This is a genomic window from Kribbella sp. NBC_00709 (assembly GCF_036226565.1).
GTDB lineage: Bacteria > Actinomycetota > Actinomycetes > Propionibacteriales > Kribbellaceae > Kribbella.
The window spans coordinates 6,185,925-6,207,184 of sequence record NZ_CP108996.1 but is presented as its reverse complement, the minus strand read 5'-3'; the positions used below and the strand labels follow the sequence as shown (position 1 = coordinate 6,207,184).

The following is a 21,260-nucleotide window of genomic DNA, read 5'->3' as shown; positions in this document are numbered from 1 at the left end:
GATCGATTGAAGCGAACAACCGTTGCCGATGTGGCCAAGCTGGCCGGGGTGTCGGCGATGACGGTGTCGAACGTGCTGAACGCACCGCACCGGGTCAGTGCGCCGACCGTCCGGACGGTGCGTGCCGCGATCGACGAGCTCGGGTACATCCCGAACCACGCGGCCCGCGCCTTGTCGTCCGGACGCAGTCAGGTGATCGGACTACCGCTGTACTTCGAGGACGAGGAGAACCCCGGTCTCGGCGGATTCCTGCACGGGTTGCTCGGCGGCTTGGTGAAGGCGGCGGCGTTGTCCGGGTACGGCGTGCACGTGGCCACGCCGGCTGAGAACGCGACCGAGATCGCGCTCTACGAGAAGCTGATCGCGGCCCGCCAGGTGGATGCGATCGTCGTCCTGGAAACCATGCCGCACGACGAGCGGATCGAGTTCCTCAGTCAGCGGGGCTTCCCGTTCGTCGCGTTCGGGCGGACCGGTTCCGACCATCGCCAATGCTGGGTCGACGTCGACAACGAGACGTCGATGGCCGGGATCGCCAAGCATCTGCGGTCGACCGGCCGGGATCGGGCGGTGTACCTGGCGACTGACACTTCGCTGCCCTGGGTACACCAGCGGCAGGCCGGGTTCGTCCGGGAGTATCCGTCGACGGTGGTGCGCTCGTTCGGATCGCTCGAAGCGGTAGCGGCGTACGTCGAGGAGAGCGAGCCGCCGGACGTCTTCGTCGCGGACAACGACGCGTTCGCGGTCGTGGCGATGCGGTCGCTGCAGCGGCGTGGGATCGCGGTCGGCGAGGACGTCGCAGTGACCGGGTTCAACGACTTCCCGTTCGCGAGCATGCTCGACACCCCGCTGACGACGGCCCGGATCCCGTTGCGGGACATCGCCTCCTCCTTGTTCGACCGTGCGCTCCAGGAGATCAGCGGCGAGCCCGACGCGCCCGGACGGCTCGTCACCGCGCCGCTGGTCGTCCGCTCGAGTGCCTGATCGCCGCCTCGACGAACCACGCGAGCTCCTTCGAACGGCTGCCGGCCGGCCACACCACGAACATCCGGTACACCTCGGCATCGGCCACCGGTCGATAGACGACGTCCGGCCGGATGTTGCGCTCGGCCATCGACTGCGGAACGAGTGCGACCGCCTGCCCGAACGCGATCACCTCGAGCAGCTGCGACGAGTCCTGCACGATCGGCCCGTCCACCGGATCGTCCGGCCGCGCCGACCAGTAGTTGCGCTCGGCAACATTGGCCCGGCTCCACCGCGGCGCCGGGATCCCGGCGAGATCATCGGCCCTCAGCACGTCGCGCCCGGCAAGCTCGTGGCCGGCGGGGAGCGCGGCCACCCGGGGCTCGGTGTACAACTCCTCCATCTCCAGCCCAGGGTCATCGAACGGCCGACTGACCAGCGCGACATCCGCCCGCCCGTCCCGGACCAGGTCCGCCTGCTCCCCGAACCCACTCACCACCACCTGCACACCCGGCATCTCACCTCGCAGCTCAGCCACGATCCGGTGCAGCAACTCGGTCGCCACACCAGGCTTGGCGGTCACGACCAGTCCCCCGGCGGTCGCGCCGGCCCGCTGCGTCCGCCGTACCGCCGAGTCGAGCGCGTCCAGGACCGGCCCGGACTCCTTGAGCAAGGTCTCCCCCGCCGACGTCAGCCCGAGACGCGTCCCCGAGCGGTCGAACAGGTCGACGCCGAGGCGGTGCTCGAGCTGGCGCATCGCGCGCGACAGCGGCGGCTGCGCGATCCCGAGACGCTCGGCGGCGCGGGTGATGTTCAGGTCCTCGGCGACCGCGCGGAAATAGCGCAGTTCGCGGATCTCCGGTTCCGGCATACCTCCAGGGTATGGCGGACCACCTGATCGGTGTTGGTCCGCGGGGGTGGGTCCGCGCTGAACTGGGAGCATGAATCAGAACGAAGTCGCCCTGGTGACGGGCGGAAACAAAGGCATCGGCCGCGAGATCGTCCGGCAACTCGGCCGGCGTGGACTCACGGTGTATCTGGCGGCCCGCAACCCCGGGCTGGGCACCACCGCAGCGGCGGAGCTGGCGGCCGAGGGGCTCGACGTACGGTTCGTGCAGCTCGACGTGACCGACGTGGAGTCGGTCGGCGCGGCCGCGAAGCAGGTCGAGGCGGACTCCGGCCGGCTGGACGTGCTGGTCAACAACGCCGGCATCGTGGCCGAGTGGGGTACGTCGGTCGCCGACATCACAGCCGAGCAGGTACGGACGGCGTACGACGTGAACGTGTTCGGCGTGGTCTCCGCGATCCATGCGTTCGTACCGCTGCTGCGGCGCTCGCCGAACGCGCGGATCGTGAACATGTCGAGCGGCCTGGGATCGGTCAACCTCCTCTCCGAACTCGACGGCCGACTCGCCACGCAGGGCCTGCTCGCGTACAGCTCGTCGAAGGCGGCGCTGAACGCCCTCACTCTGGTCTACGCCAGCGCCCTGCGCGCGGACGGCATCAAGGTGAACGCCGCAACCCCCGGCCTCGTCCCGACCGACCTCAACACGCAAGCCGCGGTACCGCGCGGCGAACGCACCGTCGCCGACGGAGCAGCCGTCCCGGTCGCACTGGCAACACTCCCCGCAGACGGCCCGACCGGAGTCTTCAGAGGACCGGGCTCGCTGGCCGACGTGGCTGCGTGGTGAGGGCCTGACGGGCGATCAGGAGGGTGGTTGTCGTACCGAGGATGCCGGCGGCGGCGATGGTGAGGTTGGGGGCCAGGAAGGAGCCGACGACGCCGGCCAGGGCGATGCTGACGCCCTGGATCGCCATCAGGCCGCTGGTCTGGACGGTGAACAGGCGGCCGCGGTACGACGGCTCGACGGACTGCAGGATCAGCGGGTCGATGCCCTGGTTGAACGCGTATCCGGCGCCGGAGATCGCGAGCAGAACGGCCGCGACCGGGATGGCCGGCTCGGTCAGGAACGCGATCGCGGGCAGCTGACTGGTGAGCAGGAACGGAACGACGAGCCGTCGCCGCGTGGAAGGGGGAAACCGCGCGACGACGAGCTCGCCGAGAACGGAGCCGACCGCGTAACCAGTGAACAGCGCACTGGCAAACGCAGCGGCGACGCCGACTTGAGCGGTATAGGCAACGGCCAGTCCGTCCGGGACGGACGAGAACGCGGGCGCCGCCCAGGTCAGCAGGATCAGGGTGCGGAGCTTGCGGTCCGCGAACAGGTACTGCAGGCCACTCCACGAGTCCCGGACCGGATTGCTCGTCCGCGCACCCGGCGGAGCGTACGGCGTACCGACGCCGATCAGCACCGCCGACGCGACGAACGTGATCGCGTCGAGCGCGAGCAGCCAGTTGGATCCGACCATCGCTACCGCGATCCCGCCGACCGCGAACCCGGCCAGCACACTGACCTGACTGATTGCCCGCAGCAACGACCTCCCGATCGGGAACAGGTCGGCCGGCAACAGGTGCGCGAGACTGGACGCCCGCGCTCCGGCGAAGACCGGCGCCACCATCCCGGTCACCACCAGCAGCCCGAGCAGGCCGCCGACCGGCATCCCCGGCGTCAGCATCAACCCGATGCACGCCGCGCTGACCAGATCACAGCCCACCAGCACCCGTCGTACCGGGAATCGGTCCGCGACCGAGGAGAACAGCACGCCGCCCACGGCGTACGGCAGGAACGAGCAGGCCAGCACGAGCGCCGACAACAACGGCGACCCGGTCCGCTCGAAGACCAGGATCGACAGGGCAACTTGCGCACCGACCGTCCCCAGCATGGAAACGGCATGCGCGCAGAACACCGCGCGCATGCCGGGAACGCTCAGGACGGCTCCGTAGGACCTCACGCGGAGAGCTTGCACGACGGCCGGCCGGCCGGAGTAGAGTTTTGGTTGTGGCCGAAAGTTCTCGCTGATGACCGTTCTGAGGTTCACGCAGGCCGACACCGTGCGCTGCCGGTTCGGTTCGTCGCCGTTGTGGGAGACGATGTCGGCGGTGCGGGTGCTGAACGGGTCGAAGCACCGGCCGCTGTACGGCGACTGGATCGAGGCCACGCGCGACCCGGCGAGCTCGCTGGATCTTCGCGAGTTGAAGGCACTGCAACCGCGGGTCGGCTTCACCCCTGACTTCCTGACCCCGCCGCCCAAGGCATCGCGGGCGAAGTTCGCGACCGAGATCGCCCGTGTCCGGAGCACGCCGCTCGACCGGGTCCGGAGCGAGCTGATCCGGTCCCGGGACTCGCGGAACAACCCGGCCGCACCGGCGATCAACCGGATGCTCGAGGACCTGGCCGGCGCCCGCGAACGGCTCGCGGATGCGATCGAGAGCGCCTGGGAGACCTTGATCAAGCCGGACTGGCCGCTGATCAGCCGCGTGCTCGAGGACGACATCGCCTATCGCGGTCGGCAACTCACCGACGGTGGCCTCGCCGGCCTCTTCGACGACCTGCACCCGACCCTGGCCTGGGAAGACGACCGCCTGGTCGCCACCCGGCAAGCCGCCGATGACCGCGACCTGACCGGGCAGGGCCTCCTCCTCGTGCCTGGAGTCTTCGCCTGGCCGTACCTCGTCATCGTCGCGGACCCGGCGTACCACCCGACGCTCGTCTACCCGGCCCGCGGCGCCGCCCGCCTCTGGTCCGACGCGCCCGCTCCCCCGGACCCGCTGGCCCGCCTCCTCGGCCGTACGCGCGCCACCCTGCTCATCGCTCTCGACCCGCCGGCCACCACCAGCGCACTCGCAACCCAGTACGGTCTCGCCCTGGCCACAGTCGCCGAGCACCTCTCCGCGCTGTACGACGCCGGTCTCGCGACACGTCGGCGTACCGGCCACCAGGTCCACTACCGGCGTACCGAGGTAGGACAGGCCGTCGTCGACGCCTCCGTCGGATGAGCACCGATCGGCGTCAGAATGCTGTGATGGAGACGAAAACGCGGCACACCCGGAGGTGGCCGGCCTCACTGGCTGTGGTCGCGGTCCTCATCCTGCAACTGCTGGTGCCGCCGCAGATCAACGCCCTCCCGCGCTGGCTGATGCCCGCGCTCGGTCTGCTCCTGCTGGTGCCGCTGATCTACATGAACCCGTTCCATCTCCGCCGCGACGAACCCTGGCTGCGCTGGGTCGAGCTCGTGCTGCTCGCCGTCCTGGTCGCGGTGAACGCGTACTACCTGGCCGGGATGATCTTCTTCCTCAACAACGGCGACGCGAACGAGGGCAAGGTGCTGGTGAAGAGCGCCCTGCTGATCTGGGTGACGAACGTGGTCGCGTTCGGCCTCTGGTACTGGGAGATCGACCGCGGCGGACCGTTCGCCCGCGCCCCCGAGCACGAACGCGAGGCCGAGCGGGCCGACCTGCTGTTCCCGCAGATGACCGTCGACCTGGACGGCTGGAAGAAGTGGCTACCCGGGTTCACCGACTACCTGTACGTGTCGTTCACCAACGCGACCGCGTTCAGCCCGACCGACACCCTGCCGCTGACCGCGCGGACCAAGATGCTGATGGCCGTCCAGTCGGCGATCGCCTTACTCACCATCGCGATCATCGCCGCCCGCGCGGTGAACGTCCTCTGAGATCTCCCTCGACAGTTCTGTAATGAGCATGAGACCGTTATGCCCATGTACAGCACGAAGTCGGTGGGGTTGGGGTTCGCGATCTTCTCCGCGATCACGTTCGGCGGGTCAGGACCGTTCGCGAAGGCGCTGATCGGCGCCGGTTTTACGCCGCAGCAGGCCGCCTGGCTGCGGATCCTCGGCGCCGCCGTCGTGCTCGTCCCGCTCGTGCTGGCCTTCCGCGGTCGCGCCGGTCTCCGCGCCGCGCGGGCCTCCTGGAAGGCGCTGGTGCTCTACGGCCTGACCGGGATCGCCGGCTGCCAGACACTGTTCTTCATCGCGGCGAGCCGGCTGCCGGTCGGCGTCGCGCTGATGCTCGAGTTCTCCGGCCCGATCCTGGTGGTCGCCTGGCTGAAGTTCGGGCAGAAGGTCGCAGTACCGCGATCGGCCGCGATCGGCGTCAGCATCGCGGTCGTGGGCCTCGCGACGGTGGCCGAGATCTGGACCGGGTTGCAGATCGACCCGATCGGCCTGCTCGCCGGACTCGGTGCGGCCGCGTGCCAGGCGACGTACTTCATCCTGATCGACAAGCTGACCGGCGCCGCGGATCCGCTGGTGATGACCGCGGCGGGCAGCGTGGTCGGCGCCGTCGTGCTCACCCTCGTCGCCGCGCCCTGGGGTACGCCGTGGCACGTGCTGGTCGACACGATCGCGATCGGCCACCGGCATGCACCCGGTTGGGTGATGGCCGCCTGGCTGATCCTGGTCAGCACGGTCGTCGCCTATCTGGCCGGCGCGGCCGCGGTGCAGCGGCTGTCGGCCGCGATCGCCGGCGCGGTCGCGTACGTCGAGGTCGTGGCGGCGTGCATCTTCGCGTTGATCCTGCTCGGCGAGACGTTGCGGACCAACCAGATCATCGGCGGCGTGATCGTGCTCGTCGGCGCCTTCGTGGCCCAGTCGTCGGTCGGGAAGGTCGCGTCGCCGGAGATCCCGGATTCCGATACTCCCCGCACCGACGTACTGGATCCGGTCATCTGAGCGAGTCCACCAACTCCCGCGGCAGGCCGTGGGTGTCGTGCAGGTACTCGTAGTCGGTGTCGTCGAGCGACTTGTGGAAGCGCTCGTGGCTGAGCACCTTCCGGCCGCGGTCGAGCAGGTTGCTGAACCGGATCTCCTCGTCGATCAGGATCCGCCGGATCAGCGTGACCGTCTCGCCCTGATGGAAATGGTTCAGCGTGTGCTCGAACAGTTCGATCGGCACCTCGGACAGCGAGCGTGAGTCGTCGTCGCGCCAGAGCGTGGTCAGCATCCGGCGGATCAGCCGGCGCAGCACGTACCCGCGGCCGGTGTTCGACGGGTGCACGCCGTCGCCGACGATCACGATGCTGGACCGCAGGTGGTCGATCACGATCCGCCGCGACCGCTCGTCCAGCTTCCACAGCTTCGGGATCGTCCGCATCCACGGCTCGAACAGCGAGGTCTCGTACACCGAACGCTTGCCTTCGAGCAGCATGGTGAGCCGCTCGAGGCCGAGACCGGTGTCGATGTTCTGCTGCTTGAGCGGCTCCAGCGAGCCGTCGTCGAGCCGGCGGTAGCGCATCATCACGTGGTTCCACACCTCGACCCAGCGGTCGTCGGTGGTCGGCGTACCCTCCGGATCGCCGTCGCCGGTCCAGACGAAGATCTCCGAGTCCGGGCCGCACGGACCGGTCGGGCCGTTCGACCACCAGTTGTCGTCGGTGGTCAGCTCGATCGGCAGGCCGAGCTCCTGCCACGTCTGCAACGACTCCTGGTCCAGCGGCACCTGCTCGTCACCTCCGAACACGGTCACGTACATCTGCTGCGGGTCGAGGCCGAAGCGGGTGGTCAGCAGCTCGTAGCCCCACTGCAGGGTCTCGCTGCTCCCGTAGTCCCCGAGCGACCACGAGCCCAGCATCTCGAACACGGTCAGGTGGGTCGGATCCCCCACCTCGTCGAGATCGGTGGTTCGCAGGCATCGCTGGATGCCCACGAGTCTGCGCCCCAGCGGATGAGGTTCGCCTTCCAGGTACGGCGTGAGTGGATGCATCCCCGAGGTCGTGAAGAGCACCGGATCACCCAGCCGCGGGATGAGCGTGGACCCGGTGGTCGGGACGTGGCCGCGGTCGATGAAGAAGTCGATGAAAGTCCTGCTGATGGTCATTTCTGGTCCTTGTCTGGATCGGACCGGAAAGCAGACCACCGGGCTCGGAAACAACAACACCGGCGAACCGTTTCCGGTCGCCGGTGGAAGTTTCGAAGATGTCAGGCAGCGGCAGCCGGAGAGCTGAGAGCTCGTACGGCTGCGGCAAGTCGGAACATCCGGTGCATGTCGGCCAGGGTACACGAATCACGGGCCCGGCTGTCCAGCGCGTTCTCTCACCCGTCGGCCGCGCGCAGGAACATCAGGACCGCACCATCCTGTTCGCGACCGCGGAAGGAGGGCTGTCCCTGATCCGGCTCCGCGATGGCAGGCTGACCCCAATCACCCTCGACGCCGGCGGCAAGGCCCACCACGCCTTCGCGCCCGGATGGTCGCCGGCCGGGACCAGAATCGTGATGTCGCTGTCGATCGACCAGCAGGAGGACATCTACACCGCCCACACGGACGGAACCGACCTGCAGCGGATCACGAACACGCCGGCCTTCGAACCGCTGGCGGACTGGGGTTCCTAGACCTCGAGGAGTTCTCGCAGTACGTCGCCGCTGCGGGCCCACGACCAATCGCGCCGTACCCACTCCCGACCGGCCGCGCCCATCGCCCGGGCGCGGGCCGGCTCGGTGAGCAGCTCGGCGATCCGCACGCCGGTCGGCACCGGGTTGTACGGGTCGACCAGATAGCCCGTTTCGCCGTGCCGGACCGTGTCGCCGGCACCACCCGAGTCGCCAACCACCACCGGCTTGCCCGTCGCCGACGCTTCCAGCGTGACGATCCCGAGCGCCTCCGGTTCAAGCCCGAACCGCCGGGTCCGGCACGGCATCGCGAACACGTCACCGGCATCCAGGTACGGCGGGATGTCGGCCCATGGAACCGGCCCGGTGAACACGACCGAGCCCGCCACCCCGGACGTCGCGGCCAGCCCCTCGAGGTACTCCCGGTCCGGACCGCCGCCGACCAGCAGCAACCTGGCGCCCGGCACCGACTCCTGAATGTGCGACCACGCCCGGATCAACGTGTCCTGCCCCTTGCGGCGTATCAACCGCGAGATACAGACGACCACCGGAACGCCTTCCAGCCCAAGCCCTTTGCGGACCTGCTTTCCGCCACAGTCCGGGGCGAACCGGTGCGTGTCGACTCCTGGCGTCAACCGTCGTACCCGTTGAGCGGCCGCCGGTGAGAGGGCGGGCTTGATGTGCTCTTCGCACCACCCCGACACCGTGGTGACCACATCCGCGGCGTCCCCGATCCGCCGCAGCGCCTGCCGAGCACCCGGTACGCCGGCCCACCAGGTCTCATGCCCGTGGGTCATCGCCACGATCCGCCGCGCGCCGGCCTGACGCAGCGCGGGTCCCATCAGCCCGAGCGGCGCCGCCGCGCCGAACAGCACGCGGTCCGCGTCGTACTCGCCGAGCAGCCCGGCAGCGCGCTTCGTAGTACGGGCCGTTGGCAACAACATCGACGTACGGTCGCGGATCACCGGGAACGGCAGCGTCGCGTCGTACGCCGTGTCGCCCGGTTCGCGGGAGGTGTAGACGACGACGTCCGGAAGCTCGTCGCACAACGACCGCACGAAGGTTTCGATCCCGCCCTGGCGCGGCGGGAAGTCGTTGGTGACGACCAGCACCGTCATCGCTTGGCCAGCGGCGGGACCGTGCTGCCGTTCTGGCTCGCCCAGGCGCGGCCCATCGCGATCCGCTCCGGTGGGGTCGGGTGGTCGGCGAACATCCAGTACCGCCAGGCGCTCGGGTCGAGGCCGGAGATGTTCTGCACGGCGAGGTCGTGCTGCATGGCGACGAAGTCCTGCGGATCGTTCGTCAGCCGGAGCGAGTGGTAGTCGGCGCGGGCCTCGATCTTCCGGCTGACCAGATTCTGCACCGGGCTCGCCAGGGTCGTCCCGGCGGCGACCATCGCGACCAGGAGCGCGGCCCGCCGCGGGTCGGCCATCCGGGCCCCGAGCAACAAGTACAGCAACGTGATCCCGAACGCCGTACCGAGGACCCCGATCAGCGTGCCGTGCAGTACGTCGTCCTCGGCGGCGTGACCGAGCTCGTGCGCGACCACCAGCCGGACCTGGGCCGGCGGGGTGTCCTTGAGGAGCGTGTCGTACACGACCAGCCGCCGGGTCGAGCCGAAGCCGGAGACGTACGCGTTCAAAGCGGTCGTCCGCTTCGACGCGTCTGCCACCAGCACATCCTGCACCGGTACGCCGTCCTGTTTCGCGAGCGCCAGGAACTCGTTGCGCTGGGCACCGGCCGGCATCGAGGTGAAGTGGTTGAACCGCGGCTCGACCAGCACCGGGTAGGCGAACGACACGCCCAGCACCAGCAGCGCCGCAATAATTGCCCCTGGCAACCACCAGCCCTGCCGCCAGCGTTTCGCCAGCGCTACCAGGACGACGGCGATCACCGCGAGACCGAGCGAGGTGAGGGCCCAGTTGATGCCGCGGTCCCAGACCCACAGCCGCCAGTTCCGCACCGACAGGCCGTACTTCAGGCTGATCCGCTCCGCGAGTACGTCGGTGGGGACGGTGAGCAGACTCGTGATCAGGACGACGCCGGCGACCGTGAACGGGACGGCGATGATCCACGGCCGGACCCGCAGACCGTCGTACAGCCGCCGGCCGAGGGGGCTGAAGCCGATCGCGAGCGGAACCACGATCGAGATGATCCAGGACGCCGTCGACCACGGCAGGATCTCGTGGCGGAACGCGTTCTGACGCGCGATCTCGGCCGTCGTGAAGTCCAGCGTGGCGTCGGGTTTCGGCAGGTCGATCAGGTGCCACGGAGTGGTGACCGCGATCGTGAAGACCAGTGCGAGGGCGAGCACCCCGCCTGCGATCCAAGGCGTCGACCGAGCGGCCGGCTTAGGCACCGGCGAGCCTCTCGAGGTACTTCTGCCACTCGGCGACGAACTCGGCCTCGGTCATCCCCAGCACCGACTTGAAGGCGTCCGCGAGCCCTGTCGCGCTCTTCGACGTGTGCACAGCCCGGTAGAACTTCACCAGCTTGTCCTGTCCCTCACGCTCGGCGATCAACCGGCAGGCGAGCCACGCCGACTCGTAGGCCTGCGGCAACTCGGTCGCCGATGCCGCGAACGCCTCCGGCGTCGGCAGCGTGGTCGGCACCTTCCCGGCCCGGACCGCCTTGAACAGCTCCTTCGCCGCCGACTCGTCCTGCACTGGCACGGCGGTGAACGCGACGTAGTCCGCGAACCCCTCCGCGAGCCACAACGGGACCGGCGAAGCAGTCGCGGTCGACGCGACGTGGGTGGTCTCGTGGGTCAGGACGATCCGCCGCCCCTGCTTGCCGAGCTCCTCGAACAGCTTCGGGTTGGCCACGATCCGCACCGGCGCACCGACGGCCGGCGTGTCCAGCTCGGCGAACGTCACCGCGGCGATCTGGGTGTACGTGTTCGGCTGGGCGCCGAGGATGCCCTCCATCTGGGCCTGTTTGGCGGGCAGGTAGACGATCACCTTCTGCCGCCAGGTCTTGCCCCAGACCTTGGTCACCGACTCGACCGCCTTGTCGGCAACGGCGACGTAGCTCTTCGCTTCCGCCTCCGAATCGAGGCTGATCACCAGACTGTGCTTGCCCTTGGCCACCTCGACCGGGCCGAGCGCCCACACCGGCCGCCGCTGCCCGGATGCGAACCGCTCCGAGAACGAGGCGGCGTACGTCGTCCCGTCGCGGGTGACGAACGTCACCGGCAGGGTCTCGCGGGCCGGTTTCACGTCGTACCCGGTCAGCTGCCACGAGACCTCGACCTGGGCCAGCCAGGACTGCGTCCCGCCGAGCTGGGCCTGCCGGTCCGGGGTCAGTGCACCGGCGTCGTCGCTCACGTAGCGCAACTGGAACGTGCTGATCGGAAGCGTGCTCAGGTTGGAGAAGATCGTCCGCGCGCTGGTCCGGAAGTCCGCGGCCTTCGGATCGATGGTGTCCAGGAACTCGCTGCGGTTGTCGTTGTCGACCGCGTCGGTCATCTTCTGCAGGACGGCCTCGCCGGCGACGGCCCGCTGCACGCCGGCCTCGGCCTGGTCCGGCGTCGTCGCGGTGGCCGGATGCGAGTGCGCGGGCGAACCGTTGGGGTCGGCCGGTGCGTTGGCGACCTGCCGGAGTCCGGCGTACCCGGCGCCGGCGACCAGGCAGACAGCGACGCCGAGAGCGACCTTCTTCAGGATCGGGGTGAACGGCGGCCTGTTCCCGTCGGCCACCCGGGCGAACGGCCCCGGACGGTGGTCGTCCGGCTCCCGTGGGTCACCGGCTGACGGGATCACTGGCAGCGGCACCGTATCGCCCTGATCGTCGATCACCTCGGTCCTTCGCTGCTCACCTGCCCCAGTCAGGCGGGACACCCGGCCTCCTCCGACATTACGGCATCAAATGATGCGGCTCCGGGGGAGGGATCCCCCGGAGCCGCAGAGTATGTCAAGGTCGCAGGTCAGCCCGGGCGGACCGCGGAGTTGAACGGCATCTCGTCCATCGGGGCGATCTCGACGCTCTTCCCCGGACGGGGGGCGTGCACGATCCGGCCGTTGCCGAGGTACATCGCGACGTGGCTCACCGGGGAGTAGTAGAAGATCAGGTCGCCCGGCATCAGGTCGGACTTGCTGACGTGGCGGCCCTCGCCGGTCTGCGCCTTCGACGAGTGCGACAGCGAGACACCGGCCTTGCCCCAGGCGTACATCATCAGGCCGGAGCAGTCGTAGGAGCTGGGTCCGTCGGCGCCCCACACGTACGGGTCGCCGAGCTGGGACAGCGCGGCGTTCACCGCGATCGCCGCGCGGCCGCTGGCCGGGACGTTCGGCAGGTCCTTGTCGTCGGACTCCCGGTCGCCGTCGCGAGTCGGGCGCTCGTTGCGCGCCTTCTCCGCCTCCTTGGCGTTCTCTTCCTCGATCCGCTTGCGATCGGCGTCGCTGAGCTTGTCGAGCACCTTCTGGGCGGCGTCCAGGTTGGTCTGGAGCTGCTTCTTGAACGCGTCCTGCTTGGCCTGCACGGCCTGCAGCGCGGCCAGCTCGCTCTGCTCGCTGGCCTGCAGGTCGGTGAGCTTGCCCTGCGCGACCTGGTAGCGACGGAGCGCCGAGTTCTGCTGGCCGGCGAAGGCCTGGGCGGTGGACGCCTGGCTGAGGAACTGGTCCGGGTTGGTCGACAGCAGCAACTGCGCCGTCGTGGAGATGCCGGAGGTCTGGTATCCGGCGACCGCGAGGGACCCGATCTGCCGCTTCACACCGTCGACCTGCGTCTGCTGCTTGGCGATGCCGGCCTGCAGGGCCTTGACCCGAACGGCCGAGGCGCTGATCTGCCCGCGCAGGTCGTTCGCCGACTCACCGGACACTTCGGCCTGGTGCTGCAGCTCGGCGACCTGCTTCTTCGCCTCCGCCAGGGTGGGCGCGGGGTCGGCGCTGGCCGCTCCCTGGATCAGGATCACTCCCGCAGCGACGGCCGTGCTGGTGATGGCGGCGAGGGCGATTCCCTTGGTGCGGTTGATGCGTCCGATGGACACAGCCCGGTCGGTCCCTTCCTCTGCTCGCGCCGTCCCCGTTGACCAGGCCCATCGCGGACGAAAGTCCGCGGATCCGCCGGATCACTCCCTCGGCTTGCCGCTGCCCGGTCGGCCGGAGCGGCCGACACCCTGAGGCAACGAGACGTAACAGTAGTGACCGTTTCGTGACCAGTGCAATTCGCCCCTCGGGTTTGATCGAAAATTAACGAAGGCTCAACCCGACCCAACGATCGTTTCGCCTTCACCGGCAGGGTTTTCGGCAGCAGCATCGGGCTCGACACTGCTGACGGCGTGCACAAGGCGTAACGGTGGCACCAGGCCCGAGTCGGCGAGCGCGTCGAGCGCGGCCAGCTCGTCGTCGTCGATGCGCAGGCTCCCGGCCCGCTCGGCAGCGAATCCGAGCACCACCGTAACCACGCAGTCCTGACAGCCCGGACCCTTCATCACACAGGCGTCGCAGTCGATCAGCACAACATCCTCCAAGTGGGGAAGCACCCGGACTTGCATCCGGCTGAGAAGGACGCTAGAGAAGCCCGCCGACAGTTTTCGTCGTCAGGTGCGAGCTATGCGTGAAATCAGGCTGGTCGCTGAGAGTGCGCGGGCGCCGAGTTTGATGATGCTGTCGGCAACTTCGCGGTCGGTGGAAACGACGACCACCGGGCGGCCCGGCGGCTCGGCGCGGACCAGTTGCCGGATCACGTCGTCGGCGATCACCCCGGCCGGGCTGAACCGCACCCGCACGCCGCGCGGCGGATTCAGTTGCACCGGTCCCGACAACTCGGCGCCGTCGAAGACCACCGTGATCTCGATCCGGCGCTGTGCCACCAACGCACCCAATGCAGTGACGAGTCGCTGACGTTGCGAGTGCAGCGGTGAGTTCGGCCACGCGGTCTTCGTGACGTTGTAGCCGTCGATGATCAGGTGCACCTGCGGCAACGCCAGCAGTTCGTCGAACAGCGCCGGGTCGTCCTCAGGCGCCGTACGCCCGATCGGAGCCGCTTCAGGCTCCGAGCCGGCCACTGTGTCCGCAGGACGGAGCTCTCCCCCGGGCGGCAGCGCGAGCTCGCGACGCAGTCCACTCGCTGCCTCCAGCAACGTGTCGAGCAGGAGCCGGGTACGCGTCGACGCGAGCTCCCGCTCCTGTCCCGCAGTACGGCGGGCAGCGTGCTCGATCGCTTCCAGCTCGGTGATGCGGGTGCGCAGCTTGCGTAGGTCCCGCTCAACTTCGGCGCGTGCGGCGTCGACGCGTTCGTCGGCGGTCTCGGCCTCTTTGGTGCGTTGCTCGAGATCGGTCTGCAGACCGGTGATGCGCTGGCGGGCCTCGTTGAGCTTGCGGCGCAGCGTGACGTTCTCGGCCTTGAGCTCGTTGACCTGTTCACGAAGGCGTTCGCGGACCTGCCGGGTCTCGGTGCGGGCCTGGTCGAGCTGATCGGCGAGCCGGTGCACAGCTTCGTCGTCGGCGCGCGGGTTCTCCACCGGGACCTGGGCCGCCGCGGCGATGTGCTGCTCCCAGTCGTCCGGGCGGAGCAGGTACGCGAGTGCGGCGACCTCGACCGGGTCCGCGGCCGGGACCGCGACACCTTCGGCCACGGCGTCGCCCAGCTCCGGGTGCGCCCGCCGTACCTCGAAGGCCGTCAGCCGGCGGAAGTGGTCGTCGGTCTCCAGGATCGGACCGAGCACCGACGCGGACAGCTTCGCCCGTTTCGCCGGCGCGAAGCTGGCGAACCGGCGCAGCGGCGCGGGGATGTCGGTTGCGGGGAGCTGGCCGAGTGCATGTGCGGCGAGGGTCAGGACGCGTTGCCGGACCGGTTCAGGCAAAGTCGTAGCGGCGGAGCTCGCGGCGGTGCCGGCCTCAGTCACCGGTCCGCAGTCCGGCCGGAACGACGACCTGGCAGCTGTTGCTTGACCAGTGACGCAGACCACAGTGAACGGGCGCGCGGCCCTGCTTCACGGTGATCGCCTGTGTACGCATACAGAGAGCCTAGTCGACTTGCAGGCGTGTCACCTGCGGAATTGTCGGTGGCGGCTCTTAGCGTCGTGGGCATGAGCAGCCCAGGGCGTGCAGACACCGCGGATTCGATGTTGCCGATCCGCGGCGTCCAGCACAGCTTCGACGACCTGGGGACGCCGCTGCGCGACATCACGTTCTGCGTGGTCGACCTGGAGACCACCGGCAATCCGCCCGGCGAGGGCGGCATCACCGAGATCGGCGCGGTGAAGGTGAAGGCCGGCGAGGTGATCGGCGAGTTCCAGACGTTGGTCAACCCATCGGAGACGATCCCGCCGTTCATCGCCGTGCTGACCGGCATCACCAACCTGATGGTTGCCTCGTCACCGCGGATCGAGTCGGTGCTGCCCGCGTTCCTCGAGTTCGCCCACGGGTGCGTGATGGTCGCGCACAACGCGCCGTTCGACATGGGCTTCCTGAAGCACGAGAGCCTCGTGCACGGGTACGACTGGCCCGACTTCCCCGTCGTCGACACCGCGCTGCTGGCCCGGCGCGTGATCACCCCGGACGAAGCGCCGAACTGCAAACTCGGCACGCTGGCCAAGCTGTTCCGCACGACCACGACCCCCAACCACCGGGCCCTGTCCGACGCGCGGGCGACGGTCGACGTGCTGCACGGGCTGTTCGAGCGGGTCGGGTCATTGGGCGTGCAAACGTTGGAGGACCTGCAGACGTACTCGTCCCGCGTCGCGCCGGCCGTCCGGGCCAAGCGCCACCTGGCCGAGTCGTTGCCGCACGCACCAGGTGTGTACCTGTTCACCGACGACCGCGGCGAGGTGCTGTATGTCGGGAAGTCCAAGGACCTGCGCACCCGCGTCCGGTCGTACTTCACCGCCTCCGAGACCCGCAACCGGATCGGCGAGATGGTCGGGATCGCGACCGGCGTCCGCGGTATCGAGTGCGGCACACCGCTGGAGGCCGAGGTCCGGGAGCTGCGGCTGATCGCGGAGCACAAGCCGCGGTACAACCGCCGCTCGAAGTTCCCCGAGCGGCAGCACTGGCTGAAGGTCACGGTCGAGCCGTTTCCGCGGTTGTCGCTGGTCAAACAGGTGCGTGACGACGACGCCGGGTACCTCGGGCCGTTCAGCTCGCGGAAGACGGCCGAGCGGGCGATGGCGGCGCTGCACGAGGCGTTCCCGATCCGGCAGTGCACCGCGCGGATGTCGAAGCACCCGCAGCTGTCGCCGTGCGTGCTGGCCGAGATGGGTCGCTGCGTCGCGCCGTGCGACGGCCGGATCTCGATGGACTCGTACGGCGATTTCGTGGCGGCGCTGCGGACGGCGCTGACCGTGGATCCGACGCCCGTGGTCGACGCGCTCGACCGCCGGATCGACGTGCTGTCGGCGGACGAGCGGTTCGAGGACGCCGCCGTCCACCGGGATCGGCTGAGCGCGTTCGTGCGGAGCTCGGCGCGGATGCAGCGGATGGCGTCGGTGACCGGGTGCGCGGAGATCTGCGCTGCCCGGCGGACCGAGGACGGCGGCTGGGAGCTGCATGTGATCCGGCGCGGCCGGCTCGCGGCGGCCGGGTTCACGCCGCGCGGCACGGACCCCCGGCCGCATCTGGAGATGCTGAGGGCGTCCGCCGAGACCGTGCTGCCGGGCATCGGCCCGGTTGCGGCGGCGTCGCCGGAGGAGATCGAGCTGGTCCTGCGCTGGCTCGAGCTCCCCGGCGTCCGCCTGGTCGAGATGGACGGCACCTGGACCTGCCCGGTCAGCGGCGCCGGCCGCCACCTCACCCGGCTCGACAACTCGCACTCCGACGCCCACCACCACCCCACCGAGCGCCGCCGCCACCTGCGCCCGCTGGGGCCGGCCCGGGTCGGTTAGACCTCGACGAACTGGTAGTCGGTGACGATCCGGCCGTCGGCGCCGAGCAGCAGGAGATCGATGCCGATGGCAAGCGCCTCTCCCCCGCCGGCCGGGACCATCGCCCAGCGCAACTTCACCAGATCGCGGAGCGCGGCCGGCTCACCGTGCGGCACGAACTCGTACTGACCGGGCGCGACGAACTCGTCGTACGCGCGGGTGACCCGACGGACCAGCTCCGCGTGGCCGCGTGCTTCGAGGGTGGCGGTGACGCCGATCTCGGTCGCGCGCCTGCCGATCTCCTCGGGCGGCTCGAGCAGGTGTACGCCGTCCTCGGCCCACAGCTCCTCGATCGCCTTCCGGCGGGCGTCGGCGTCGGACTCGTTCCAGACTGCGACATAGCGGGTTGCGAGGTCTTTGCTGTTCATGGGTACGACCTTGCCCGGGCTGGTTGTGGGCGGACAATTCCCTGCTGGGTATGGAATGTCGGTGGCATGCGTTAGAACTGCGGCATGGCATCAGAGCTGTCCGCAGGCCTGCGGTTGTGGCGTACCCGACGACGAGTGAGTCAGCTCGAGCTGGCGATTCGCGCCGGCACGACGCAGCGGCACGTCAGCTTCATCGAGAGCGGCCGGTCGGCGCCCGGCCGGGACATGATCATCCGGCTCGCCGAGTCGCTCCAGGTGCCGCTGCGCGAGCGCAACCAGTTACTGGTCGCCGGCGGGTACGCACCGGCGTACGACGAGACGCCGTACGGGGCACCGGACCTCGGCGCGATCCGTTCGGCGCTGACCGCGATCCTCGAAGGGCACCGGCCGAGCCCGGCGGTCGTCGTGGATCGGCGCGGTGACCTGGTGATCGCCAACGGGGCGTTCGACGCGCTCGTCGCGGGCGTCGCGCCGTACCTGCTGGAGCCGCCGGTGTCCTTGCCCCGGCTGCTGCTGCACCCGGCCGGGCTGGCGCCGCGGATCGTAAACCTCGCCGAGTGGTCGTGGCACGTGATCGACGCGCTCACGCGGGAGGCCGCGGTGGTGCCGGATCCGGCGGCCGACAGCCTCATTTCGGAGCTGACCGCGCTGGTTCCGCCACGTCCGGCGACCGGGCCGGATCACCTCGGGTTCGCCGTACCGCTGCGGCTGCGGTCGGCAGACGGGGAGCTGCGGCTGATCACCACGCTGACCAGGTTCGGTACGGCGATCGACGTGACCGTGTCGGAACTGCGGATGGAGGCGTTCCTGCCCGCGGACGAACCGACGGCGAGGGCGTTGCGGGGCCTCGACCACACTATGCTTCAGCGGGTCTAGAGGATGAGTTCTGAGGAGAGGACGGCATGGTCACCGCGATCGTGTTCATCAAGGCCGACGTCGCACGGATCCCGGAGGTGGCCGAGCAGGTGGCGGCGATCGACGGCGTCAGCGAGGTGTACTCCGTGACCGGCGGGCTCGACCTGATCGCGCTCGTCCGGGTCGCGCGGCACGACGACCTGGCCACCGTCATCCCCGAGCACGTCAACCGGGTGCCCGGTGTGGTCAGCACCGAGACGCACATCGCCTTCCGTGCGTACTCCAGCCATGACCTGGAGGCGGCCTTCAGCCTGGGCCAGGAGGACGGTGTCTGAGGACCGGTCAGGACCGGTCCGGCTGACACGAGCTGAAGTTACGGTGAACACATGAACGACCGGGGCCAGTTCATTGCCGACAACGGCGTACTTCGTGCGGGTGCGCACTCGAGGTTCGCGCCGACAGCCGAGCGAGGACGCGGATGAGCAACCCGCCCGCCGGCTGGTACCCCGACCCCACCGGCCAGCCGAACATCATCCGCTTCTGGAACGGGGAGAAGTGGACCAACCAGACCGAACACGAGGACCCCGAGCCGGCCCCTGAGAAGTCGCACCAGAACGCCTCGACGCCGCCGCTCCCCCCAGAGCCGGTCTCTACGGAGCCGGTCGGGCAGGTCTCCACGCAGCCGGTCGGGCAGGCGCCTGACGCTGAGCCTGAGGCGCCTGGTCCTGGGCTGCGGTCGGTGCAGGAGTCACAGGACGACGCAGAATCGGTCGGGTGGTGGCAGCCGACGCCTACACCGCAACTGTGGGACCTCGATCCGGCCGACGGCGATGTCCAGGCGAACGGCGGGCCGCGCCTGCGTGCGGTGACTCATCAGGAGACTGCCCAGGAAGCCGGGCCAACCCCGGCAGAGCGCGCCCAGGCGACCTGGGGTGCGCCCGAGATCGCGGCCGCTCCCCCGGAGCACTGGACGCAGCGCGAGTTCACGGAGGAGGAGCTCGAGGCAGAGCAGGGTACGGCGGGCACCGAAGTACCGACTGTGCAGGCCGAGGAGCCGTCCGCCGGGTGGACGTTGAAGCTCGCTCCTGCGCCATCGCCGGCTGACGGCGCGGACGAGGATGCTGATTCGGCGGAGCCTTGGTCGGATGTGAGCTGGACCGAGCAGCCGAGGTTCGCACCTACGCCGAAGGAGGACGCGCAGCCTGTCGCCGCGGCCAGTGACGCGGCTGCGGCTGAGGTGACCGCTGACCTACCGGCCGTTGGGGTGGCTGCTGCTGATGTGCCTGGCGCTGAGGTGCCTGGCGCTGACGTGAGCGCGCAGGACGCGGAGGTTCAGGCGGCGGACGCAGCTCAGGTGGCTGCGCAACTGCAGCCGGACTGGGGTAGTCAGGCAGGCGACGAGCAGGACCAGCAGTCGAGTGATCAGCCGTCGTGGGGTGTCGAGGTCAGCGACGAGGACGACCAGCAGACACCGGACCATCCGGCCGCACCGCTCTGGTCGATGCCGGCTGCGGCGGACACCACCCAGGAACAGCCCACCCAGGTCCAAATGTGGGGTGACCAGCCTCAGGAGCAGAACGGCCGGGACCAGAGCTGGAACGGTCAGCAGGGCGCCCAGCCCGAGCAAGGCCAAAGCTGGGGCGCCGAGCAGCCCGCGCCTTGGGGTCAGCAGGCGACCGCCGAGACGCAGAACGGTCAGCCGACCGGCGATCAGGCGTGGAGCGGGCAGAGCTGGCCCGTGCAGCAGACCGGCGACCAGCAGAACGGCAACGGCTGGAGCAACGACCAGCAGAACGGGTCTCCGAGCTGGGACGGTCAGCAGAACACCGCACCGACGCAGGAGGACGGCGCCCAGTCCTGGGCCAACAACGGCCACCAGAGCGGCAACTCATGGGCCGGCGACCAGCAGGGCAGCGGGCAGTCGTGGGGCGACGGCCAACAGGGCGGGCAGTCGTGGGGTGACGGGCAGCAGGGCGGGCAGCAGCAGTGGGGTGGCCCGCAGAGCGGTGGGCAGGTGACTGCCGGAGTACAGCAAGGTGGTGTGCAGCAGGGGGTTGGGCCGCAGGGCTTCCAGCAGGGCGGCGGGCAGCAGGCGTGGGAAGATCAGCAGACGCCGCGTGCCTGGGGTGAGGACGAGAACGAGAGCTGGGGCGGGCAGACCGACCTGAGCTCCGGCGTCGGGAAGCGGGACAAGGGCAAGAGCAAGAAGCCGAAGAGTTCCGGCGGTGGCGGTGGTCAGTTCGGTGCGAAGCTGCCGTTGATCGTCGGTGGCGGGATCGCTCTGGCGATGCTGATCGTGGCCGCGGTCTTCCTGATCACCAGCTCCGGGGACGACAAGAAGGCCGACCCCGGCCCGACCACCTCGCCGCAGCCGACCGGCTCCCCTACGAACCAGAGCAGCACCAAGCCGGGTCAGTCGAAGAACCCGAAGCTGCACGAAGGCACCGGCCGGATCTCGTCGGACGCGATCTCGTTCCCGCGGCGCAACCCGCCGTGGTCGGACCGCAAGCGCCTGGTCCAGCAGTTGCTCGACTCGAGCGGGCAGCACATCGTCCTGCAGGAGAACGTCAACGGCGCCGACGACTGGACCGCGGACATCTTCGTCGGCGGTCTCGGTACCGGATCGGGCTTCAACGGCGACCCGAAGGCGACCGCGGCGGCGCTGTCGGTGCAGCTGCGGACCGGCATGTACGGGAGCATCCCGGCGACCTACCGGACGGTCGCGAGCGGCGCCGTGAAGCGGACGGACAAGTCGGGCTGGTTCTTCCAGCAAACCGTGACCGCGACATCGGCCGCAGTGACCGATCGAGTGCTTACCCTGACGGTGGCCGTTTTCGACCTCGGTGACGGAACGGCGGTCGCCTACATCAGCGGCATCCCCAACAACCGCCCAGATCTGAAGGCGGCCGAGAGCCAGGCCTACAAGGGAATCAACGTTGGCTGAGAACGAAGACCAGAACCCGCCCCGC

The 21,260-nt window shown here is 69.4% G+C and carries 20 protein-coding genes; 10 read left to right on the top strand and 10 right to left on the bottom strand.

Annotation, left to right across the window (positions count from 1 at the left end; all coding sequences use genetic code 11):
- The first annotated feature begins 6 nt into the window (after positions 1-6).
- Positions 7-981, top strand: coding sequence for a LacI family DNA-binding transcriptional regulator (locus OHA18_RS30440; protein WP_328998762.1), 975 nt, complete (start codon positions 7-9; stop codon positions 979-981).
- Here OHA18_RS30440 and OHA18_RS30435 read toward each other — a convergent pair.
- Positions 947-1,831, bottom strand: coding sequence for a LysR family transcriptional regulator (locus OHA18_RS30435; RefSeq protein ID WP_328998761.1), 885 nt, complete (start codon positions 1,829-1,831; stop codon positions 947-949). The genes OHA18_RS30440 and OHA18_RS30435 overlap by 35 nt on opposite strands.
- Before the next feature lie 70 nt (positions 1,832-1,901).
- Here OHA18_RS30435 and OHA18_RS30430 point away from each other — a divergent pair, with 70 nt between their 5' ends.
- Complete coding sequence (locus OHA18_RS30430; protein WP_328998760.1) at positions 1,902-2,651, top strand: SDR family NAD(P)-dependent oxidoreductase; 750 nt, start codon at positions 1,902-1,904, stop codon at positions 2,649-2,651.
- On the opposite strand, the gene OHA18_RS30425 is transcribed toward OHA18_RS30430, so the two are convergent.
- Positions 2,611-3,813 carry an MFS transporter gene (locus OHA18_RS30425; protein ID WP_328998759.1) on the bottom strand — a complete coding sequence of 401 codons (1,203 nt, stop codon included), beginning with the start codon at positions 3,811-3,813 and terminating at the stop codon, positions 2,611-2,613. The two genes, OHA18_RS30430 and OHA18_RS30425, sit on opposite strands and share 41 nt — an antisense overlap.
- A gap of 67 nt (positions 3,814-3,880) precedes the next feature.
- Here OHA18_RS30425 and OHA18_RS30420 point away from each other — a divergent pair, with 67 nt between their 5' ends.
- The 3 genes from OHA18_RS30420 to OHA18_RS30410 are packed head-to-tail and all read left to right on the top strand — an operon-like array spanning position 3,881 to position 6,552.
- Positions 3,881-4,858: a DUF5937 family protein gene (locus OHA18_RS30420; protein ID WP_328998758.1), complete on the top strand. Its 978-nt coding sequence runs from the start codon at positions 3,881-3,883 to the stop codon at positions 4,856-4,858.
- 26 nt (positions 4,859-4,884) lie between these two features.
- Positions 4,885-5,535 (top strand): hypothetical protein, encoded by a 651-nt coding sequence (locus tag OHA18_RS30415; protein ID WP_328998757.1) that lies wholly within the window; start codon positions 4,885-4,887, stop codon positions 5,533-5,535.
- Between the two features lie 45 nt (positions 5,536-5,580).
- Complete coding sequence (locus OHA18_RS30410; RefSeq protein WP_328998756.1) at positions 5,581-6,552, top strand: EamA family transporter; 972 nt, start codon at positions 5,581-5,583, stop codon at positions 6,550-6,552.
- Here the strand turns inward: OHA18_RS30410 and OHA18_RS30405 are convergent.
- On the bottom strand, positions 6,545-7,696 hold the full coding sequence (locus OHA18_RS30405) for an alanine--tRNA ligase-related protein (RefSeq protein WP_328998755.1): 1,152 nt from the start codon (positions 7,694-7,696) through the stop codon (positions 6,545-6,547). The two genes, OHA18_RS30410 and OHA18_RS30405, sit on opposite strands and share 8 nt — an antisense overlap.
- Before the next feature lie 98 nt (positions 7,697-7,794).
- Here OHA18_RS30405 and OHA18_RS30400 point away from each other — a divergent pair, with 98 nt between their 5' ends.
- Positions 7,795-8,208 (top strand): TolB family protein, encoded by a 414-nt coding sequence (locus OHA18_RS30400; protein ID WP_328998754.1) that lies wholly within the window; start codon positions 7,795-7,797, stop codon positions 8,206-8,208.
- Here the strand turns inward: OHA18_RS30400 and OHA18_RS30395 are convergent.
- The 6 genes from OHA18_RS30395 to OHA18_RS30370 all read right to left on the bottom strand — a co-directional run bounded on the left by OHA18_RS30395 (position 8,205) and on the right by OHA18_RS30370 (position 15,052).
- Complete coding sequence (locus OHA18_RS30395) at positions 8,205-9,323, bottom strand: glycosyltransferase family 4 protein (RefSeq protein WP_328998753.1); 1,119 nt, start codon at positions 9,321-9,323, stop codon at positions 8,205-8,207. The two genes, OHA18_RS30400 and OHA18_RS30395, sit on opposite strands and share 4 nt — an antisense overlap.
- Positions 9,320-10,519, bottom strand: coding sequence for a M48 family metalloprotease (locus tag OHA18_RS30390; RefSeq protein ID WP_328998752.1), 1,200 nt, complete (start codon positions 10,517-10,519; stop codon positions 9,320-9,322). Before OHA18_RS30390 ends, OHA18_RS30395 begins: the two co-directional genes overlap by 4 nt.
- A 37-nt stretch (positions 10,520-10,556) precedes the next feature.
- Complete coding sequence (locus OHA18_RS30385) at positions 10,557-12,044, bottom strand: hypothetical protein (RefSeq protein ID WP_328998751.1); 1,488 nt, start codon at positions 12,042-12,044, stop codon at positions 10,557-10,559.
- An 86-nt stretch (positions 12,045-12,130) separates the two neighbouring features.
- Positions 12,131-13,192, bottom strand: a complete 1,062-nt coding sequence (locus OHA18_RS30380; RefSeq protein WP_328998750.1) for a C40 family peptidase — start codon at positions 13,190-13,192, stop codon at positions 12,131-12,133.
- Positions 13,193-13,405: 213 nt separating this feature from the next.
- The gene (locus OHA18_RS30375) at positions 13,406-13,663 is read right to left on the bottom strand and encodes a hypothetical protein (RefSeq protein ID WP_328998749.1); all 258 of its coding nucleotides are present in this window, start codon (positions 13,661-13,663) and stop codon (positions 13,406-13,408) included.
- 81 nt (positions 13,664-13,744) lie between these two features.
- Complete coding sequence (locus OHA18_RS30370) at positions 13,745-15,052, bottom strand: NYN domain-containing protein (RefSeq protein ID WP_328998748.1); 1,308 nt, start codon at positions 15,050-15,052, stop codon at positions 13,745-13,747.
- A 183-nt stretch (positions 15,053-15,235) separates the two neighbouring features.
- On the opposite strand from OHA18_RS30370, the gene OHA18_RS30365 reads away from it, so the two are divergent.
- The gene (locus OHA18_RS30365) at positions 15,236-17,029 is read left to right on the top strand and encodes a DEDD exonuclease domain-containing protein (RefSeq protein WP_328998747.1); all 1,794 of its coding nucleotides are present in this window, start codon (positions 15,236-15,238) and stop codon (positions 17,027-17,029) included.
- On the opposite strand, the gene OHA18_RS30360 is transcribed toward OHA18_RS30365, so the two are convergent.
- The gene (locus OHA18_RS30360; RefSeq protein ID WP_328998746.1) at positions 17,026-17,436 is read right to left on the bottom strand and encodes a hypothetical protein; all 411 of its coding nucleotides are present in this window, start codon (positions 17,434-17,436) and stop codon (positions 17,026-17,028) included. The two genes, OHA18_RS30365 and OHA18_RS30360, sit on opposite strands and share 4 nt — an antisense overlap.
- 84 nt (positions 17,437-17,520) lie before the next feature.
- Here OHA18_RS30360 and OHA18_RS30355 point away from each other — a divergent pair, with 84 nt between their 5' ends.
- The 3 genes from OHA18_RS30355 to OHA18_RS30345 all read left to right on the top strand — a co-directional run bounded on the left by OHA18_RS30355 (position 17,521) and on the right by OHA18_RS30345 (position 21,235).
- Positions 17,521-18,312, top strand: a complete 792-nt coding sequence (locus OHA18_RS30355) for a helix-turn-helix transcriptional regulator (protein WP_328998745.1) — start codon at positions 17,521-17,523, stop codon at positions 18,310-18,312.
- Positions 18,313-18,338: 26 nt separating this feature from the next.
- Positions 18,339-18,626 carry an Lrp/AsnC family transcriptional regulator gene (locus OHA18_RS30350; RefSeq protein ID WP_167213927.1) on the top strand — a complete coding sequence of 96 codons (288 nt, stop codon included), beginning with the start codon at positions 18,339-18,341 and terminating at the stop codon, positions 18,624-18,626.
- A gap of 143 nt (positions 18,627-18,769) precedes the next feature.
- The gene (locus tag OHA18_RS30345; protein WP_328998744.1) at positions 18,770-21,235 is read left to right on the top strand and encodes a DUF2510 domain-containing protein; all 2,466 of its coding nucleotides are present in this window, start codon (positions 18,770-18,772) and stop codon (positions 21,233-21,235) included.
- The last annotated feature ends 25 nt before the right edge of the window (positions 21,236-21,260 follow it).